The organism is Polynucleobacter sp. MWH-UH24A (assembly GCF_018687475.1).
Classification (GTDB): domain Bacteria; phylum Pseudomonadota; class Gammaproteobacteria; order Burkholderiales; family Burkholderiaceae; genus Polynucleobacter.
Genome location: NZ_CP061292.1, coordinates 1,307,932 through 1,327,007 on the forward strand (window position 1 = coordinate 1,307,932; position 19,076 = coordinate 1,327,007).

Genomic DNA, 19,076 nt, shown 5'->3' on the forward strand with positions numbered 1-19,076 from the left:
GATTAAAGGGTTCGAGCCACTTCAGTCACTTCAAAGATCTCGAGTTGATCACCCTCTTGAATGTCGTTGTTATTCTTCAAGGAGAGACCGCACTCAAAGCCGCCTTTCACTTCTTTCACATCGTCTTTAAACCGCTTTAAGGAATCGAGCTCACCAGTCCATACCACGACGTTGTCACGCAATAAGCGAACCCTTGAGTTACGCCGCACAACTCCATCGAGCACCATACAACCTGCGATCGCACCAACCTTGGAGACAAGGAAGACCTGACGAATTTCAACCAAGCCAGTAATTTCTTCCTTCTTATCTGGGGTCAACATGCCGCTAAGAGCCGCTTTTACTTCATCGACCGCGTCATAAATAATGTTGTGATACCGAATATCAACGCCGTTACTCTCGGCGAGCTTGCGAGCCACTGCATCGGCTCTCGCGTTAAAGCCAATAATGACACCCTTAGAAGCAATCGCGAGATTGACATCGGTTTCGGTAATCCCACCAACGGCAGCATGCACAATCTGAACCTTGACCTCATCAGTCGAAAGTTTTTGTAGCGATTGAGCCAGCGCCTCTTGAGAACCTTGTACATCAGCTTTAATGATGATTGGCAAGACCTTCGCTTCAATAGCGCCTTCGCCCATGTTTTCCATCATGTTCTCTAACTTGACCGCCTGTTGTTTAGCCAACTTGACGTCTCGGAACTTACCTTGGCGGAACAGTGCAATCTCACGAGCCTTACGCTCATCAGCCACCACCTGGAACGACTCCCCAGCATCGGGTACCTCAGACAAACCTTGAATCTCGACCGGTATGGATGGTCCTGCTTCATTGCTAGATTTGCCGTTCTCATCCAACATCGCCCGGATACGCCCGTAGGACTGACCCGCTAACAACATATCGCCGCGCTTTAAGGTGCCCGATTGAACCAAGACCGTAGCGACCGGTCCACGGCCTTTATCCAAACGAGCTTCAATCACGATGCCCTGCGCAGGCGCGTCTTTAGGGGCTTTCAGCTCCAATACCTCCGCTTGCAGCAAAACGTTTTCCAATAGAGTATCAATGCCTTCGCCAGTCTTTGCGGATACTCCAATAAATGGTGAATCACCGCCATATTCCTCAGGCACCACTTCTTCGCTCACCAGCTCAGTTTTAACGCGATCGGGGTTTGCTTCAGGCTTATCGATCTTATTGATTGCAACCACTAAGGGGACATTCGCTGCTTTTGCATGATGAATGGCTTCACGCGTTTGCGGCATCACGCCGTCATCGGCAGCGACCACTAAAATCACGATATCCGTTGCCTTTGCACCGCGAGCACGCATCGCGGTAAATGCTTCGTGACCAGGCGTATCAAGGAAAGTAATAACGCCACGTGGAGTATCCACGTGATAAGCACCAATGTGCTGGGTAATACCCCCCGCTTCACCAGCCGCCACTTTTGCAACCCGGATCTTATCGAGGAGCGAGGTTTTGCCATGATCAACGTGGCCCATCACAGTCACAACAGGAGGTCTTGGCATTAGTGGCGCATCTTCTGCGGCTGCTCCAAGATCAATCTCCGGATCATCCAATTTAGCAGCATGGGCTTTATGACCCATCTCCTCAACAATGATCATTGCGGTGTCTTGATCCAAGACTTGGTTAATGGTCACCATCTGACCCATGCCCATGAGTAACTTAATAACCTCGGCACCTTTAACTGACATCTTATGAGCGAGATCTGCAACCGTGATGGTCTCGGGAATGTGCACATCGCGCACAATCGGCTCAGTAGGAACCTGGAAATTACTGGCTGGACTATCTTCTTGATGCTGTTGCTTCTTACGACCGCCACCTGTTCGCCATCCGCCACCTAAGCCACCGGTCAGATCACCGCGTGTTTTTAAGCCAACCTTACGCTTGGCCCCTTCTTCTTGCCAAGTGGAGGATGTCTCCGATGATTTAATCAGTTTGCCACCAACCTTGGTGGGCTTTTTCTTATCCTCGCCACCATCGGCTTTGACGGGCTTATGTAAGGTACCTTTTTTGGCTTCCTCACTGGCGATCTCACTCGGAGCTTTAAGCACGCGTGCCGGGGTGCTCATCATGTCACGAATCGCTGATACCTCACGTTCAGCTGCCGCACGGCGCGTTTGTAGCTCAGCTAGCTCTTTTTTAGCCTGCTCCTTACTAGCGGCCTCTTTCTCAGAATCGACTTTGCTCGGTTTTTGCTCGGTCTCCGCTTTTTTCTGCTTGGCCTCACTCGCCGCTTTCATCTCCGCTTCTTGCCGTGCTAAGAGTTCAGCTTGACGCGCAGCCTCGGCGGCACGCTTTTCCAACTCCTCATCCGACAAAATAGGCTTGGTCTCAACTGCTACCACTGGTTTTGCCTCGGTTGGCTCATCAACGTTTGCGGCTTCATCACGTTTTACCAAGACACGCTTTTTGCGCACCTCAACTTGGACGGTACGGGTTCTTCCTGCTGAATCGGCTTGACGGATTTCACTGGTCTCACGCTTGGTCAGTGTGATCTTTTTCCGAGTGCCAGTCTCGGCACTACCGTGTGCTTTTTGAAGATAAGCAAGTAACGCGGTCTTGTCTTTATCAGTGATCTTGTCAGCCTCCGACTCTTTGTCGATTCCAGCGGCTTTCAGTTGCACCAATAAATCAGCAGAACTTCGTTTAAGCTCCTCGGCTAATGCTTTTACAGTTGTTGTCGCCATGCGCTTCCCCTCATGCATTAAACCAATGTTCGCGCGCCTTCATAATGAGCGTTTTGGCTGCTGTTTCATCCATACCCGTCATCTCAACGAGCTCATCTACAGCTAATCCAGCTAGATCATCGCGTGTATGCACTTGGTTCTCAGCCAAAGTTGCAATATATTCTGTGGAAAGACCTTCAAGCGATCGCAAATCTTGAGAAACCTCTTCAAGACGCTCCTCTTTCGCTAATTCCATAGTTAGCAAGGAGTCGCGTGCACGTGTGCGCAGTTCATTAACCGTATCTTCGTCAAATGCTTCGATCTCGAGCATCTCAGAAAGCGGTACATAGGCAACTTCTTCGAGCGAATTAAAGCCCTCATCGATCAAAATATCAGCGACCTCTTGATCAACATCCAACTTATCCATAAAGAGTCGGCGAACGGCGACGGATTCTTTCTCAGACTTCTCAGCAGACTCTTCTGGGGTCATGATGTTAATTTGCCAGCCAGTTAACTCGCTGGCTAAACGAACGTTCTGGCCACTGCGACCAATCGCAATCGCCAAGTTTTCTTCATCAACCACCACATCCATGGCATGACGCTCTTCGTCCACCACAATCGATGACACTTGTGCCGGTGCTAATGCGCCAATCACAAATTGCGCAGGATCTTCAGACCATAGAACGATATCAACGGCCTCACCCGCGACTTCGTTACGCACTGCAGTCACACGAGTACCCCGTACACCAACGCAGGTACCGATCGGATCAATGCGCTTGTCATGGGTCACGACCGCAATCTTGGCTCGGATTCCAGGATCACGAGCAGCGCCCTTAATTTCCAGTAAACGTTGCTCGATCTCAGGCACCTCATTCTCAAACAACTTAATCAAGAAGTCAGGGCATGTTCTCGACAGTTCAATTTGAGGTCCACGTGCCTCACGATCCACTTTCAGAATATAGGCACGCACACGATCACCAGAGCGTAAGTTCTCCTTAGGGATCATTTGATCGCGACGCAGCAACGCCTCGACTCGACCTGATTCGACGATTAGTCCATTTTTGTCAGCCCGTTTGACGGTGCCGGTCATAATCTTTTCGCCGCGCTCAAGATAATCGTTCAAGATTTGCTCACGCTCGGCATCGCGAATGCGTTGCAAGATCACTTGCTTCGCGGCTTGTGCGCCAATGCGACCAAAGGCTAGGGATTCAATTTGTTCTTCGATGTAATCACCTGTCTCGATATCCGAAATTTGCTCTTTGGCCTCAAATTGCAAAATTTCCTTATCGGGCTCTTGTAAACCAGCCTCATCAGGCACCACTAACCAACGACGGAAAGTTTCATACTCACCACTAGTGCGGTCAATCGAAACCCGAATATCAACGTCTTCGGTGTACCGTTTCTTCGTTGCCGAGGCAAGTGCCATCTCAAGTGCTTCAAACACGATCTCACGATCAACATTTTTTTCACGGGCCAGGGCTTCTGCCAACATGAGAACTTCACGACTCATGATTTTCTTCCTTTGAAATCAATAACAGGGACCAAACGAGCTTTTTCCACTTCAGACAAACTAAATTCCAGTTCGGCTGGAGATCCATCACTCGCCTCAAATAACAAACTAAACTTTGCATCCGGAGTGTTGACAATTCCAGACCTCAGGCCTTGCAACACCCCTTTGAAATTCTTTCGATTACCCACTGCAATTCGCAACTTCAGCTCAATCTCTAAACCGGCGAACCGAACAAAATCATCACCCGACTTAATCGGTCGATCCAACCCTGGTGAAGACACCTCGAGTCGCTCGTATGGCACGTTTTCAACTGCAAAGGTGTAAGTCAACTGATGACTCACCTTCTCACAATCCTCAACGGTAATCATGCGTTCATAATCGGGGTTCTCAATCGTGACTCGCAATAAACCACGACCTTCCCGCTCAATATCCACGAGCGAGTACCCCAAATTGCGCACCTCGGCAGAAATAATCTGCTGTTCTTTCACATCTTCCCCACAAATCAACCGCTGTTACAAAGCCGCTTTTACAAAGCGTTTGGCAAAAAAAAATGGGCTTACAAGCCCATATTCCTCATTACCAGAACAGGCCGGCTTACGTTGATGTCAACATCAGCCGGTGTATGTAATGAATTATACCTGAATCAGAAAAATGACTGAGAAATCAGAAACTTTCGCCCGGGTTGCGTGGCTTACGGGGTCCTTTGAACGGCTTACCTTTACTGGGTCGCCGTTGACCTCCTGGATTATTGCCCGATGGGGCACTAAAGCCACTCGCATGATGGACCTTTTGGCCCTTAGAGCGGGGTGAGCCCGATTTACCACCCTTTGAGTGAGACGGTTTTTGCCCAAAGCCGCCACGCCCTCCGCCACCATTGGTTCGCCCCTGGCCGGGTAAATGCGATACCCCGTGTCCGTGGTGAGTTGCGAGCGTGAGCGCCTCCTTCGACCCCCAGTACGACACCGAGGTTTGCATGGGATCAGGCTGAAAGTTTGGATCACTGGCTGGATCCAGCCGCGATGATCGGCCTTGAGTCTGACCTTTTTCTTTTGCCATATTTTGGGGCAACTTCAGACCCGCCATGCGCATGAGTTGTGCCACGCTGTCCATCGGCACCTCTTCCCACTTACCACGACGCAAACGCGGTGGCAGCATGAAGATGCCATAACGGGTTCGAATCAAACGCGACACCACATGCCCGGTCGCCTCAAACATGCGACGTACTTCACGATTCCGCCCTTCGGTCAACGCAACCGAGTACCAGCGATTCGCACCATCACCACCGCCTTGGCTCAAACGCAGAAACCGTGCTTGCCCATCATCAAGCGTAATACCTGTTTTTAATTGTTCAGTAGACTCAGCCGATAACTCACCCAGAATACGCACCGCGTATTCACGCTCAACGCCGTAGCGTGGGTGCATCAATCGATTTGCCAGTTCACCAGAGGTCGTGAAGAGCAATAGTCCCTCAGTGTTGAAATCCAAACGACCCACAGCAATCCAGCGGCCTTGGCGAGGTTTTGGTAAGCGATCAAATACGCTGGGGCGTCCCTCGGGATCAGCTTGACTGACGATTTCTCCGGCGGGTTTGTGATACAGAATCACACGAGGGGGCTTTGTCGGAATCTTACGATGCACAACCTTGCCATTGATGCGAACAATATCGCTCGGGCCAACGCGCTGACCAATGTGGGCAGGCATGCTGTTGACAGAAACACGACCTTGAATAATGAGATCTTCCATCTCTCGACGTGATCCCATTCCAGCATCGGCCAAGACCTTATGGAGCTTAACCGTATCCTCATCATCTGCGTCATCATCTAAACCATCCAAATCAGACCAAACTTCATCGCGCAAACTCAGTGGTAGCTCATCGACGCTCGCAAATTGCAAACGCTCCAGATCACTTAAAGACTCCGACTCTTCGGAATCTTCCTCCCCCGCCTTGCTCGCACGACGCTCGACGCCAGCCTCATGAGAGATCTGTGCTGGATCATCACTAACTGCCTGCAAGACAGGCTCAGGCGCTTCGAGAGCAGCGTCAAACTCACCGGAAACCACCGATGCAAATAATGCTTCGGTCTCAGCAATTAGTTCAGGAGAAACTGGAGCAGGTGCTGTTGGATTTTCATTCGAGGATCCTCCTGAATGACGCTTATTTTTATTGAACTTACCCGGGCGGGATTTGTTATTGAACTTATTAAAACGCCTTGGGCCTCGGTCTTTACGCTGTTCGCCACCCTCATCGCGGGAGGCAGCGCCATCGACTGGGTCTAGGCTCGTATGAACGATAGACGAATCGTTTTCAGGATTTGTCATTCTCAGCACTCTCAGGGGACGACTCCAGCGGAATCACGGTTTCCACCGTTGCATCGGCATCAAACTCAATCACAGCCTGCCCCAAGGCTTCCGCAGAGATAGAGCCATCTTCAAGCATCGGCAAACTTTGTAAATCTTTTAAACCCAAATCATCTAAAAATTGTTTGGTGGTGGCATAAAGGCCTGGGCGACCAATGGTCTCCTTATGACCAACCACTTCCACCCAGCCACGATCTTCCAACTGACGCATCACATTACTGCTAACTACCACGCCACGAACCTCCTCAATCTCACCACGAGTAACCGGCTGGCGATAAGCAATGATTGCCAGGGTCTCTAAAACTGCTCGTGAATACTTTGGAGGCTTTTCTGGAGTGAGGCGATCCAAATACTCGCGCAGGTGAAGACGGCTTTGAAAACGCCAGCCCGTTGCGATGCTGACAAGTTCCATTCCTTTGTCTTGCCACTCTTTCTGAATCTCGAGCAGAATAGTTTGCAACTCCGCAGACGCTAAGGGTGGGTCCACGAAGAGTCGGCCCAACTCATGAACTGTTAATGGCTCTTGGGCGCAAATTAAGGCGGTCTCAATGACCCGCTTGTAGTGATCGGTATCCATATGTTGTATCAAACAGCGAGGCTGTTTAGAGGCTTATTCACAATCGTCAAAAAAGGTTGGGGTGTTATCTGGACTGCGCGGGCAACTCACATCAATTCTTATTCGGGGGAGAGGCCAGCCATCCAAGGAGGTCAAGTCGCTTACGAGGCAATTTACACCTATCCTCCCATTATAGGGGAGGCTCAATACAATAGCCAAATGTCGCTATTTTCTCCAAATCGTCGCGGATTTTTGCAAGGCTTAGGTCTTGCAGGAATTAGCACCCTCCCCGCATGTGGCTTATTTCGTGAAAGTCCTAAGCCACCGGTCATTGCCCTGGTTCTTGGCTCCGGAGCTGCACGTGGCTTTGCGCATATTGGGGTGATTAAGGCTCTCGAAGCTCAAGGAATTCGTCCCAATCTCGTGGTGGGATCAAGCGCGGGGAGTGTCATTGCAGCACTCTATGCCTCTGGTTATAGCGGCCTTGAACTCAATCGGATTGGACTTAATCTAGATGAGGCAGCTCTTGCAGACTGGGCCTATCCATTTGCTGGACGCTTTGGCGGATTGATTAAAGGTGATGCCTTACAAAGCATGGTGAATCGCGAGGTCCAGAATAAGACGATCGAGCAAATGGCCATGCCCCTCGGAATTGTTGCCACTGAATTGCAAACGGGTAAAGGGGTTCTTTTTCGTCGAGGCGATACTGGTTTAGCAGTTCGTGCATCCTGCGCCGTTCCCGGTGTCTTTCAGCCAGCAGTCATTCAAGGTCGTGAATACGTCGATGGCGGATTGGTTGCTCCCGTTCCAGTCCGTTACGCATACGAGATGGGCGCCACTTTTGTAATAGCCGTCAATATCTCTTCCGATGCTAGCGCATTTAATGCGACGGGCACACTGGGTTTGTTACAACAAACGATTAGCATCATGCAACAGAGTATTAATCAATATGAGTTAGCAAAAGCAGATGTCGTCATTACACCCCAACTCAAGCAAATGGGTAGCGCCGACTTCAGGGCGCGGAACGCCGCAATCCTTGCTGGCGAGCTTGCCACTCAAGAAAAAGTAGTGGAGATCAAAGAGAGACTAAAGAAGGTTTAATGCGATTAAAGATTACGTGCTTGAGTCCGTAATTTTTTTGCTTCTTGAATTAAGGCATTGCGCTCCGCATTGCTTAACTCATCGGTCCCATCTAAACGTCTAGCGCCATCAAAGCGCTTATCCCAGTAGGTGCTCGCCAAATCATCGACGCGCACTGCTGAACCTTTGGATGGGGAGTGAATAAATTTGTTATCGCCCACGTAAATACCAACGTGCGAGAAGGTGAGGCGCATGGTGTTGAAGAACACCAAATCACCCGGCTCCAACTCATCACGAGAAATGGGCTTACCCACTTTACTCATTTGCGAGGACTTTGGTGGGAGTAAAAATCCTAACTTGTCTCTGAACACAAATCGCACAAAACCACTGGCATCCAATCCCGATTGCGGCAGATCGCCATTCCAGCGATACCGTACCCCAATCAGTTGCATCGCTTCATTAATCAAAGCTTCTGTTTTTGTTGAAACAGAATCCACCACTTGATAAGTAAAACGTGCAAAGTAAGATGAGTTGTTCTCAATTCGAACTTCCGGCTTTGGGGCCTCTTTTGCTACTGCGTCAGCACCGGTGTTAGCACTCGCAGTCAACACAAAACCACCCAAAACCATGGCGGTCAGGAACTGAAAAGGCAAAAGGATCATGTGCTTACGAATAGGCATGGATTGGATTCTAGCAAAGCCTTGGTAAAAGTGAAAGCGGGTTAACCCTTCACTCTAATCAGTAACCAACTGTTTTATATCGATTTTTTATTGCTAGGTTAGCTCAGCAGCACTAAACAAGGCCTTGGTATATCCCTCTTTAGGGTCACGAACCATGGCCTCGGTCTCACCATACTCCACCACCTCCCCGGCTCGCAGAACCATGAGTTCGTGGGACATTGCCCGAATGACAGCCAGATCATGACTAATGATGAGATAGGCCAGGTTGTACTTTTTTTGAAGCTCGCTGAGCAACTTTAAAACCTGTTTTTGGATCGAAACATCCAAGGCCGAGGTGGGCTCGTCCAATACCAATATTTGTGGTTTGAGGATTAATGCACGAGCGATAGCGATACGTTGACGTTGGCCACCAGAGAACTCATGGGGATAGCGTTGCAGCGCAGAGCGGTCTAAACCCACTTCACGCAAGATCTCCACCACCCGACTCTCGCGTTCATCATGCGACAAATGCGGTTGATGAACATCCAAACCCTCCGACACAATTTGAAAGATAGTCATGCGTGGCGACAAGGAACCAAAGGGATCCTGAAAAATCACCTGCAAATGGGCGCGCATCGCACGACGCTCGATCGGTCTCAAGGATAGCCACGGTTGATCCAAGACCGAGACATCACCTTCCACTTTGCCCGTTGTCTCTCCGAGCAATCCCAAGATGGCCATCGCTAATGTTGTTTTTCCTGAACCAGACTCACCAATCACACCAATCGTTTGCCCTTGTTTCAGTTCAAGACTCAAGGGCTTGAGAACTTGATGGCGCTTCCCCTTTGAAAACCAATTTCGCCATCGCATAGAGCCGTTAGCAAAATTAGATTGTGGATAGGACACACTCAATTGGTTGACGGTCAACAAAACAGGAGCTAATGGCACTAAAGGAAGTAGTTCACGCACAGGCTGGCTGTTCACCAATTGCTCAGTGTATGGATTGGTGGGGTGCGAGAAAACCTCATGGGTTGGCCCACACTCCACCAAGCACCCCTGATTTAGAACCCCTACCCGACTTGCAAAATGCTTCACCAAGTTGAGGTCATGGGTGATTAATAAAATCGCCATGCCGCCACGCTCTTTCGCTTCCTCTTGCAGGTCCTTTAATAAATCCAATATTTGCAGCCGTAAACTCACGTCTAAGGCAGTGGTGGGCTCATCGGCAATCAGTAGGCGTGGTTTGCATGCTAGCGCCATTGCAATCATGGCGCGTTGACGTTGCCCACCCGATAGTTGATGGGGATAGGCATAAAAACGTTCTTCTGGTTGCGGGATCCCCGTTTTCTTAAGAAGTGCAATCGCAGTATGGCGGCACTCCTCCATCGGCATCAAAGGTTCATGGACTTGCACCGCTTCAACAATTTGATTGCCAATCGTGAATAAAGGGTTAAGTGCGGTCATCGGCTCTTGAAAGATCATCGCGATCTCACGCCCCCGAATCTCCCGAATTCGTTCAATCGATAAGTCCAAGAGATTTTCTTCCTTGCCATCCTCACGCTGCCAAAGAATACGGCCCTGTAAACGCGCGCCCTCTGGAGTAAGGCGCAATGGCGCAAGCGCAGAGAGTGTTTTGCCTGAGCCAGATTCACCAACTAAGGCAATCCGCTCACCTGGCTGAATACTGAGATCCAAATCGCGAACGGCAAACTTTTCGCGTCGGCCTGCGCCAAACGAGATAGAGAGTTGCTCATAGCGAAGCAAACTCATGCTCGCGCTCCGGTTAGCGGATTACTCTTGCGTGCATCAAACGCATCTCGCAGCGCTTCACCCATAAACGTTAATAAAAGTAAGGTACCCCCGAGCACAAAGAAGGTTGATAGCGAAATCCACCACGCATCGAGGTTTGCCTTTCCCTGCGATAGCAACTCGCCTAAGCTAGGCGTTCCGGGTGGTACTCCTAAACCCAAGAAATCCAAACTGGTGAGCGACAAAATCGCTGCACTCATCCGAAATGGCAAAAAGGTAATAACGGGGGTTAAGCTGTTTGGCAAGATATGCCGTCGCATAATTTGGGCATTCGTCAGCCCTAAGGCTTTAGCTGCTCGCACATACTCGAGGGCCCGATTGCGAAAAAACTCGGCGCGCACATAATCAGATAAACCCATCCACCCAAATGCAGCCAACAAAATAATTAACAAAAGAACGCTGGGATTAAAGATCGAAGCAAAAATAATCAGTAGATACAACTCAGGCATCGCTGACCAAATCTCAATGATGCGCTGGGTGATGAGGTCAAAGCGTCCTCCAAAAAATCCCATGAGCGCACCGGTGATCACTCCAATCACCACACCCACCACAGTCAACGCAATACCAAACAGTATCGATAAACGAAATCCATAAATGAGACGCGCCAATACATCACGCCCACGATCGTCCGTACCCAACCAGTTCTCTGCGGATGGTGCCGCGGGATTTGGCTCTTTAGCAAAGTAATTGAGGGTCTCATAGCTGTACGGAATGATGGGGTATATCGCCCAGTTCGCGCCATCGGTAATGTTCTTCTTGATATCCGGATCCAAATAATCAGTGCGCGTCGCAAAGTCGCCACCAAACACAGTCTCTGGATAATTTTTTACCAATGGGAAATAGAATTTGCCCTCGTAGCGCACTACCAAGGGCTTATCGTTCGCAATCAGCTCCGCGCATAGACTCAAGCCGAAGAGGATCGAAAAAATCCACAAGCTGATATAGCCTAAGCGATTGGCTTTGAAGCGCAGCCATTTGCTCACGATCCACCCCCAGAGCCAAATTGGATGCGGGGGTCCACCAGCACATAGCAAAGATCTGAGATTAATTTGGTAACAAGACCAATCAAGGTAAATAAATAGAGTGTGCCAAAGACTACGGGATAATCCCTGCGCATCACCGCTTCATACGAAAGCAAACCTAAGCCATCTAAAGAGAATAGGGTTTCAATCAAGAGTGAGCCTGCAAAGAAGGCTCCAATAAATGCCGCGGGGAATCCAGTAATTAGCGGGATTAGAGCATTCCGAAAGACATGCTTCCACAAAACCTTGTTTTCACTCACGCCTTTTGCCCGTGCAGTGAGTACATACTGCTTTCGAATCTCTTCTAAAAAAGAATTTTTTGTGAGCATCGTGATTACTGCAAAGCTACCGAGTACGGATGCTGTAATCGGCAAGACCAAATGCCAGAGATAATCCAATACTTTGCCAATCAGACTGAGCTCGCTCCAGTTGTCGGAGGTTAGGCCACGCAGAGGAAAAATTTGCAGAAAACTGCCACCACCAAAAAGTACCAATAGCAATACACCCAAAACAAACCCTGGGATCGCATAGCCCACCAAAATCATTGTGCTGGTGACGCGATCAAAGCGCGTGCCATCTCGAACCGCCTTAGCAATTCCCAAGGGAATGGACACTAAATAACTAATAAAGAAAGTCCAAAGACCAATGCTGATGGAGACAGGAAGCTTCGAGATCACCAAATCCCAAACACTTTTGTGTTGGTAATAACTCTGTCCTAGATCAAATTGCGCAAAGCGTTTGAGCATCATGAAATACCGCTCAAGCGGGGGTTTATCAAAGCCATATAAGGCTTTAACTTGCTCAAGCCGCTCTGCATCCACCCCTTGACGACCTCGGTAGGTAACTCCCCCTCCCGAGGACTCACCACCCACCGCTGCATCGCCCTTACCTTTTAGTTCGAGCATCAGTTGCTCTACTGGCCCACCAGGAACAAACTGCACCACCGCGAAGGTCAAGGTCAAAACCCCGAGTAAGGTGGGGATCATCAGTAGGATCCGTTTGATGATGTAGATCAGGATTTCGGAGTTCATTGACGCGCCCCTTGCCGCCACCATAAGGACAAGATCCACGACTCGGCAGAAAAATACAGTGGAGGATTGGGATAACCCATTTCTTTACGGTACGCAATCCGATGAGTTGGACTATACCAATGGGGTACCACATAGTAACTATTCCAAAGGACGCGATCGAGCGAGCGCGTTGCTGCTTGCAACTGTTCTCTGGTTTCTGCTCGAACAATCGCATCAATGAGCGCATCCACAACGGGGGATTGCACACCAATCACATTGTCGGAGCCCTTCTCTTTTGCTGCTGCACTTCCATAGCGGTCGTAGAGCTCATTGCCAGGGCTTTGGGTGTCAGGAAAGCGAATGGTGGTCATATCAAAATCATAGTCATCCATCCGTTTTTGATGTAGTGCAAAGTCGCTGGTACGAATATCAACTTTGATCCCTAACTTTTCAAGATTTCGTACATAGGCGGTCAAGATACGCAAAAAGAATGGGCCATCCTCCACAATCTCAAATCGGAACACTTCGCCCTTCGCATTACGTAATGCGCCATCGCGGTACGTCCACCCAGCTTCGGCCAGCAACTCCTTTGCTTTACGAAGGTTGGTGCGTAAACTACTTGGTGGCGCAGTGCTCGGCGCTGACGGCATCGCCCCAAAGACTGCCTCGGGTACAAATTGGGGATACTTCTCTTGCAAGGGTTTTAAGAGTTTGAGTTCTGCGGCAGTAGGAACGGTCTCGCCGTTGTAATTTGCACTCAGATCGCTATTTTGAAAGTAACTGTTAATGCGGCTGTATTGATCATAAAAAAGTTGGCGATTTAGCCATTCGAAATCCAGTGCATACCCGAGTGCTTTACGAACTCGTGCATCTTGAAAAATGGGGCGCCGCAAGTTCATCGCAAAACCTTGCATTCCCGCGCCATTGTGATTGGGGAAAGCTTTCTTAATTAAAGTGCCATTATTAAATTTGGGGCCCACATAACTCTTTGCCCAATTTTTGGCACGGTACTCCACGAGCGCATCAAATTCTCCTGCTTTAAACGCCTCTAAGCGCACCGCATCGTCGCTATAGAGTTTGTAGACAATTCGATCAAAATTAAAGAAACCCACTCGTACATTAACTTTATTTCCCCAATAGTTTGGGTTGCGTTTGTAGATCATCGATTTACCAGCGCGGTACGACTCAATCACATAAGGACCGCTGCCAATCGGATGTTCAAAAGTAATCTTGTCAAAAGGGGTGTGGCTACCATCGGCTTTTTTGCCCCAGTGTTTAGAAAAGATCGGTAAGCCACCAACCATGAGAGGTAGCTCGCTATTGCGAACCTTAAAGTCAAAACGAATCACCCGCTCCGATACGACGACGGCTTGCTTCACATCTGCGTAGATGGTGCGGTACTGTGGATTGGCGAGTTTACTGATGAGCGTATCAAAACTGTGTTTGACATCGTCTGCCAAAATTGGACTGCCATCCGAGAACTGTGCCTCAGGTCGAAGCCGAAAGGTTACCGACATCTGGTCTGCGGCCACCTTAATGTCTTCAGCAATCAAACCGTACACACTAGACACCTCATCGGCACTTCCCACCGCCAATGACTCAAACATTAAAGCGCCAATCCCCGGGGCGGTCACACCCCGCAAGGTAAAGGGGTTGAACTTATCAAAACTCGTACGACGATCCGGATTGGGGAGCGTGAGTGTTCCACCCCGCGGCGCATTTGGATTGACATAGTCAAAATGGGCAAAACCATCGGCATATTTGGGCTTGCCATATTGCGCAATACCCTGTGCGGCCCCAGCGCTCGATGGGCAAATCAGTATCCAACACAGGATTGCAATGCCCAAAGGACGCCAATGAGCCCAAAACTGGCAAGGCAGTAATCGCAGGGGTAATTGGCTTAGCATATGCAACAATTGTAGATAGCAAATCAATTTTGAAGTAAAGGACTCATCATGGCTTATTTAAGCGGTAAACGCATCCTAATTACTGGGCTTCTCTCCAACCGCTCAATTGCCTATGGAATTGCCAAGGCCTGCCACCGGGAGGGTGCCGAACTTGCATTTACCTATGTGGGTGAACGCTTTAAAGACCGGATCACTGAATTTGCAAAGGAGTTCAATAGCTCACTCATTTTTGATTGCGATGTGGGTAGTGATGAACAAATCCATGCACTGTTTGAGGAGCTTGGCAAATCGTGGCCCCAATTTGATGGCTTTGTCCATTCCATTGGATTTGCACCCCGTGAGGCTATTGCTGGTGATTTTCTGGAGGGCTTAAGTCGCGAGGCATTCAAGATTGCCCACGATATCTCAGCATACAGCTTTCCGGCAATGGCCAAAGAGGCTCTGCCCATGCTAAGTCCCAATGCGGCCCTTCTTACCCTGACCTATTTGGGGTCATTACGTAATGTTCCCAACTACAACACCATGGGATTAGCCAAAGCTTCCCTTGAAGCATCTGTCCGTTATTTGGCAGGCTCACTTGGACCCAAGGGAATTCGAGTCAATGGTATTTCAGCAGGTCCGATCAAAACCTTAGCCGCCTCCGGAATTAAAGGGTTTGGAAAAATTCTGGATGCCGTTGAAAAAACAGCCCCGCTACGACGCAATGTGACCGTCGATGATGTTGGAAATGCTGCCTCATTCTTACTATCCGATTTAGCAAGCGGCATCACCGCTGAAATCATCTATGTGGATAACGGCTTTAGCCAAGTGGTCGGTGGGATGGACGAGGTTTAAAAATCGATTCTTCGAATCAAACCCAAGCACAAATACCGCTTCGAGAGGCGCTAGCCTACTGGCTCAAACTCGGATTTATTAGTTTTGGCGGACCAACCGCTCAGATTGCCATGATGCATGATGAGTTGGTTGAGAAAAAACGCTGGATCTCCGAGCGTCGTTTTTTACACGCTCTCAATTACTGCATGTTGCTTCCCGGCCCAGAAGCACAGCAATTAGCCACCTACTTAGGTTGGCTCATGCATCGAACTTGGGGTGGCATCTTGGCTGGCACTTTATTTATTCTGCCTTCGCTCTTGATCCTGATTGCGCTCTCTTGGATTTATTTAGAGTTCGGACAAACACCTTTAATCGCTGCACTGTTTGAAGGAATTAAGCCGGCGGTGACCGCAATCGTCATTGTGGCGGTCATTCGGATCGCAAAACGTAGTATTCGTCACGCCATCCTGGCATGGCTTGCGTTTTTTTCTTTTATTGCCATCTTTATTTTTAACGTACCGTTCCCACTAATTATTGTGAGCGCTGGACTCATTGGATTTTTTTTAGGCCAATACCGCCCAACCCTATTTACGCAACAGGCCCATACCCCATCGCATCACAGTGACTCCTCGATCAAAGCGCTCATCGATGATCACACCCCCACCCCAGAACATGCTCGCTATGATGCAACACGCCTTTATCGGCAGTTGAGCATTGGGGTTTTGTTGTGGCTTATTCCGATCGTGGCTTTGATTCTGATTGAGGGTTGGAAATCCCTCTACCCACAGATAGCATGGTTTTTTACTAAAGCGGCATTCCTGACCTTTGGGGGCGCATATGCTGTTTTGCCTTATGTCTTTCAGGGCGCTGTCGAACACTACCAGTGGTTAACGGCCTCACAAATGATGGACGGCTTGGCCTTGGGTGAAACCAAACCGGGACCCCTCATCATGGTGGTTGCCTTTGTGGGTTTCTTGGCTGGATTTGCCAATGACACGATTCTCGGTGGTTTGGGATTTTGGGGTGGTGCGCTTGGAGCCCTCGTGGCAACGTGGTTTACTTTTTTGCCATCATTCTTATTTATTTTTCTGGGCGCCCCTTTAATTGAATCGACCCACGGCAATGTGCGATTTACTGCGCCCCTCACGGCGATTAGCGCAGCAGTAGTTGGCGTGATTGCCAACCTTGGGATGTTCTTTGCGTATCAGGTATTTTTTCCGAAGGGCTTCTCCCAAGGCTTATCGATATTTGCACTTCTCATTTGTTTAGCCTCATTGCTTCTCATGTTACGGCTCCAGTGGGGCGTGATTCGCACCCTCGGTCTAGCGGGACTTTTAGGCATTCTTTTTGCGCAGAGCGGCCTGCTGTTTTCGTAGGTATTGATCGATGAGCCTGATGCCAAACTTGGCATAATGGCGTCATGAGAATCGACGAAGCCACACTATCCCATCTTCAAGAGTGGATTGGTAAATCCGAGCGTTATCCAGATCAAGTGACTGCCGCTCCTTACCGTGCTCTTTCTGCAACCCTTGATCGCAATGACCCTGAGCCCAATCCGGGAGTCTTTCTTCCTGAGTTATGGCACTGGTTGTATTTCTTGCCACATCCCCAGCAGTCAGAAATCGGTCCTGATGGTCATGCAAAACGAGGTGGCTTCTTGCCGCCCGTCCCACTTCCGCGCCGCATGTGGGCTGGTGGCCGACTGCGTTGGGTGGGTGAGTTGCAAATTGGCGATACGATCGAACGCGTATCAACAATCAAGTCCGTCACACACAAATCAGGCCGCACGGGTGATTTGCTATTCGTCTTAGTTGAGCATCAAATCTCCAATCAAAAAGGTCTTGTTCTAACTGAAGAGCATGACATTGTCTATCGCGCAGCCCCAAGTCCTGATGAGAAACCCCCTGCCCCAACGCCCGCCCCACAGAATGGGCAGTGGACTAAATTGATTAACCCTGATCCGGTTCTTTTATTTCGCTACTCGGCGCTCACCTTTAATGGACACCGGATTCATTACGACCGCAGTTACGTCACCCAAGAGGAAGGGTATCCTGGTCTCATCGTGCATGGCCCCTTGATCGCTACGCTCCTTGTGGATTTAGTGAGAGAACATCATCCCGGCAGAAAACTGCAGTCCTTTGAGTTCAGAGCAATTCGTCCAACCTTTGATATCCATCGCATGAAAGTCAACGCCGCCTTAGATGGTGATGATCCAAGCGGTCAAACCTTGCGGGTTTGGTCAGAAGATCATGAGGGCTGGCTCACCATGCAAGCCAAAGCAGTCTTGAGTCCATGACGACGGGTCCTCATTACTCCGCAGAGCTTGCGCGCTTTGCAAGCCAATTGCAATTTGAGGATATTCCGAAAGATGTTATTTCACGGGCCGAAGATTTATTAGTGGATTGGTTTGCCTCGACCGTTGGTGGCAAAGGATCGAAACCGGTTGAGATCATCACGCAATTTGCCCAAGCGATGGGACCGGTATCGCAACCTGCAATTGCCGGGTCTGCTGAAATCATTGTGTCGCGCTCCTTATCGAGTCCATTTCTTGCTTGCTTAGCCAATGCAGCCGCATCGCACGTGGTTGAACAAGATGATGTTCATAATGGTTCAGTGTTTCACCCAGGAACAATCGTATTTCCTGCGGCATTAGCGCTTGCTCAGGCCAAACAACTCAGTGGTCACGAGTTCTTAACAGCGGCGGTGGTTGGCTATGAAGTCGGTATTCGTGTTGGTGAGTTCTTGGGTCGCTCCCACTACAAAATTTTTCATACCACCGGTACCGCGGGTACATTAGCTGCCGCCGCAACCGTCGGTCGCTTACTCAAACTCAATCCCCAGCAGATGCTTCATGCCTTCGGCTCTGCGGGTACCCAATCAGCGGGTCTATGGGAATTTCTTCGCGACGCTGCCGATTCCAAACAACTGCACACTGCGCATGCCAGCGCCACTGGCCTAATGTCCGCCTATTTGGCACAGGCCGGATTTACTGGCGCTCAGAAAATACTGGAGGGCGTGCAAGGTCTTGCGGCAGGAACATCGACCGATGCCAACCCAGAAAAATTAATTGATCGCTTAGGTTCACGTTGGTGCCTAGCAGAGACTTCGTTTAAATATCACGCCTCATGTCGCCACACCCATCCAGCAGCCGATGCGCTATTGCAGGTCATCCAAAAACACGCAGTCAAAATGGCTTACATTGACCGCATTGAGACCTTGGTGCACCAAGGAGCCATCGATGTTCTTGGTCCCGCTAGTGATGCGACGACCCTGCATCAATCCAAGTTTTCCATGGGCACGGTTCTTGCGCTCATCTGCAAGTTTCAGTTTGCAGGCCTTGATGAGTTTGCTAAACACTTTAACGATCCTGAGATTTGCGCGCTACGCAATCGAGTCAGTATGATTTTAGATCCCGAAGTTGATAAGGCTTACCCGCAGAGATGGATTGGTAAGGTGAAGGTGTACCTAAAGAATGGTCAGGTTTATGAAGGCCGCGTCGATGAGCCTAAAGGTGATCCAGGTAATACACTGACCCGAGCGGAAATTAAAGAGAAGGCTTTGCGTCTAGCTGCATTTAGTGGCGGCGCCACTGAATCCGAGATGCACGATGCGATTGCATTGCTATTTGATATTCGCCGGGTAAATACTGTCCCTTTTATTCTTTCCAAATAAGG

Annotated in this window: 15 protein-coding genes; 5 read left to right on the forward strand and 10 right to left on the reverse strand. The window is 49.5% G+C overall.

Translation table 11 applies throughout. The features are described 5' to 3' along the window. Positions 1–2: 2 nt before the first annotated feature. The 5 genes from infB to scpB all read right to left on the reverse strand — a co-directional run bounded on the left by infB (position 3) and on the right by scpB (position 7,123). Positions 3–2,699, reverse strand: a complete 2,697-nt coding sequence (gene infB / locus ICV32_RS06850) for a translation initiation factor IF-2 (RefSeq protein ID WP_215369489.1) — start codon at positions 2,697–2,699, stop codon at positions 3–5. Between the two features lie 10 nt (positions 2,700–2,709). Beyond that, positions 2,710–4,188, reverse strand: a complete 1,479-nt coding sequence (gene nusA / locus ICV32_RS06855; RefSeq protein ID WP_215369491.1) for a transcription termination factor NusA — start codon at positions 4,186–4,188, stop codon at positions 2,710–2,712. Next, positions 4,185–4,676, reverse strand: coding sequence for a ribosome maturation factor RimP (gene rimP, locus ICV32_RS06860; protein ID WP_215369493.1), 492 nt, complete (start codon positions 4,674–4,676; stop codon positions 4,185–4,187). The genes nusA and rimP overlap by 4 nt, the downstream gene beginning before the upstream one ends. A 175-nt stretch (positions 4,677–4,851) precedes the next feature. Next, positions 4,852–6,507, reverse strand: coding sequence for a pseudouridine synthase (locus ICV32_RS06865; RefSeq protein ID WP_215369495.1), 1,656 nt, complete (start codon positions 6,505–6,507; stop codon positions 4,852–4,854). Next, positions 6,494–7,123, reverse strand: a complete 630-nt coding sequence (gene scpB / locus ICV32_RS06870) for an SMC-Scp complex subunit ScpB (protein ID WP_215369497.1) — start codon at positions 7,121–7,123, stop codon at positions 6,494–6,496. The genes ICV32_RS06865 and scpB overlap by 14 nt, the downstream gene beginning before the upstream one ends. 198 nt (positions 7,124–7,321) lie before the next feature. On the opposite strand from scpB, the gene ICV32_RS06875 reads away from it, so the two are divergent. Beyond that, on the forward strand, positions 7,322–8,203 hold the full coding sequence (locus ICV32_RS06875; RefSeq protein WP_215369499.1) for a patatin-like phospholipase family protein: 882 nt from the start codon (positions 7,322–7,324) through the stop codon (positions 8,201–8,203). 5 nt (positions 8,204–8,208) lie between these two features. Here the strand turns inward: ICV32_RS06875 and ICV32_RS06880 are convergent, their stop codons facing one another. The 5 genes from ICV32_RS06880 to ICV32_RS06900 all read right to left on the reverse strand — a co-directional run bounded on the left by ICV32_RS06880 (position 8,209) and on the right by ICV32_RS06900 (position 14,589). Continuing rightward, positions 8,209–8,862 carry a C40 family peptidase gene (locus ICV32_RS06880; protein WP_251371825.1) on the reverse strand — a complete coding sequence of 218 codons (654 nt, stop codon included), beginning with the start codon at positions 8,860–8,862 and terminating at the stop codon, positions 8,209–8,211. Between the two features lie 93 nt (positions 8,863–8,955). Then, positions 8,956–10,611, reverse strand: coding sequence for an ABC transporter ATP-binding protein (locus ICV32_RS06885; protein WP_215369501.1), 1,656 nt, complete (start codon positions 10,609–10,611; stop codon positions 8,956–8,958). Then, positions 10,608–11,633, reverse strand: coding sequence for an ABC transporter permease (locus tag ICV32_RS06890; protein ID WP_215369502.1), 1,026 nt, complete (start codon positions 11,631–11,633; stop codon positions 10,608–10,610). The genes ICV32_RS06885 and ICV32_RS06890 overlap by 4 nt, the downstream gene beginning before the upstream one ends. Further along, a complete protein-coding gene (locus tag ICV32_RS06895; protein WP_215372637.1) occupies positions 11,630–12,691 on the reverse strand; it encodes a microcin C ABC transporter permease YejB in 1,062 nt (353 codons plus the stop codon). Before ICV32_RS06895 ends, ICV32_RS06890 begins: the two co-directional genes overlap by 4 nt. Positions 12,692–12,699: 8 nt before the next feature. After that, positions 12,700–14,589: an extracellular solute-binding protein gene (locus tag ICV32_RS06900; protein WP_215369504.1), complete on the reverse strand. Its 1,890-nt coding sequence runs from the start codon at positions 14,587–14,589 to the stop codon at positions 12,700–12,702. A gap of 48 nt (positions 14,590–14,637) precedes the next feature. Between ICV32_RS06900 and fabI the strand changes: the two genes are divergently transcribed. The 4 genes from fabI to ICV32_RS06920 all read left to right on the forward strand — a co-directional run bounded on the left by fabI (position 14,638) and on the right by ICV32_RS06920 (position 19,074). After that, positions 14,638–15,423, forward strand: a complete 786-nt coding sequence (gene fabI, locus ICV32_RS06905) for an enoyl-ACP reductase FabI (protein ID WP_215369506.1) — start codon at positions 14,638–14,640, stop codon at positions 15,421–15,423. A 110-nt stretch (positions 15,424–15,533) separates the two neighbouring features. After that, positions 15,534–16,778: a chromate efflux transporter gene (chrA, locus tag ICV32_RS06910; RefSeq protein ID WP_251371826.1), complete on the forward strand. Its 1,245-nt coding sequence runs from the start codon at positions 15,534–15,536 to the stop codon at positions 16,776–16,778. A gap of 44 nt (positions 16,779–16,822) precedes the next feature. After that, the gene (locus ICV32_RS06915) at positions 16,823–17,698 is read left to right on the forward strand and encodes a MaoC family dehydratase N-terminal domain-containing protein (RefSeq protein WP_215369507.1); all 876 of its coding nucleotides are present in this window, start codon (positions 16,823–16,825) and stop codon (positions 17,696–17,698) included. Continuing rightward, entirely contained in the window at positions 17,695–19,074 is a 1,380-nt protein-coding gene (locus ICV32_RS06920) for an MmgE/PrpD family protein (protein ID WP_215369509.1), read from the forward strand. The genes ICV32_RS06915 and ICV32_RS06920 overlap by 4 nt, the downstream gene beginning before the upstream one ends. The last annotated feature ends 2 nt before the right edge of the window (positions 19,075–19,076 follow it).

Coding starts and splice junctions, on each gene's coding strand:
- infB (WP_215369489.1), bottom strand. CDS start 2,699: ATGGCGACAACAACTGTAAAAGCATTAGCCGAGGAGCTTAAACGAAGT.
- nusA (WP_215369491.1), bottom strand. CDS start 4,188: ATGAGTCGTGAAGTTCTCATGTTGGCAGAAGCCCTGGCCCGTGAAAAA.
- ICV32_RS06865 (WP_215369495.1), bottom strand. CDS start 6,507: ATGACAAATCCTGAAAACGATTCGTCTATCGTTCATACGAGCCTAGAC.
- scpB (WP_215369497.1), bottom strand. CDS start 7,123: ATGGATACCGATCACTACAAGCGGGTCATTGAGACCGCCTTAATTTGC.
- ICV32_RS06875 (WP_215369499.1), top strand. CDS start 7,322: ATGTCGCTATTTTCTCCAAATCGTCGCGGATTTTTGCAAGGCTTAGGT.
- ICV32_RS06880 (WP_251371825.1), bottom strand. CDS start 8,862: ATGCCTATTCGTAAGCACATGATCCTTTTGCCTTTTCAGTTCCTGACC.
- ICV32_RS06885 (WP_215369501.1), bottom strand. CDS start 10,611: ATGAGTTTGCTTCGCTATGAGCAACTCTCTATCTCGTTTGGCGCAGGC.
- ICV32_RS06900 (WP_215369504.1), bottom strand. CDS start 14,589: ATGCTAAGCCAATTACCCCTGCGATTACTGCCTTGCCAGTTTTGGGCT.
- fabI (WP_215369506.1), top strand. CDS start 14,638: ATGGCTTATTTAAGCGGTAAACGCATCCTAATTACTGGGCTTCTCTCC.
- chrA (WP_251371826.1), top strand. CDS start 15,534: ATGATGCATGATGAGTTGGTTGAGAAAAAACGCTGGATCTCCGAGCGT.
- ICV32_RS06915 (WP_215369507.1), top strand. CDS start 16,823: ATGAGAATCGACGAAGCCACACTATCCCATCTTCAAGAGTGGATTGGT.
- ICV32_RS06920 (WP_215369509.1), top strand. CDS start 17,695: ATGACGACGGGTCCTCATTACTCCGCAGAGCTTGCGCGCTTTGCAAGC.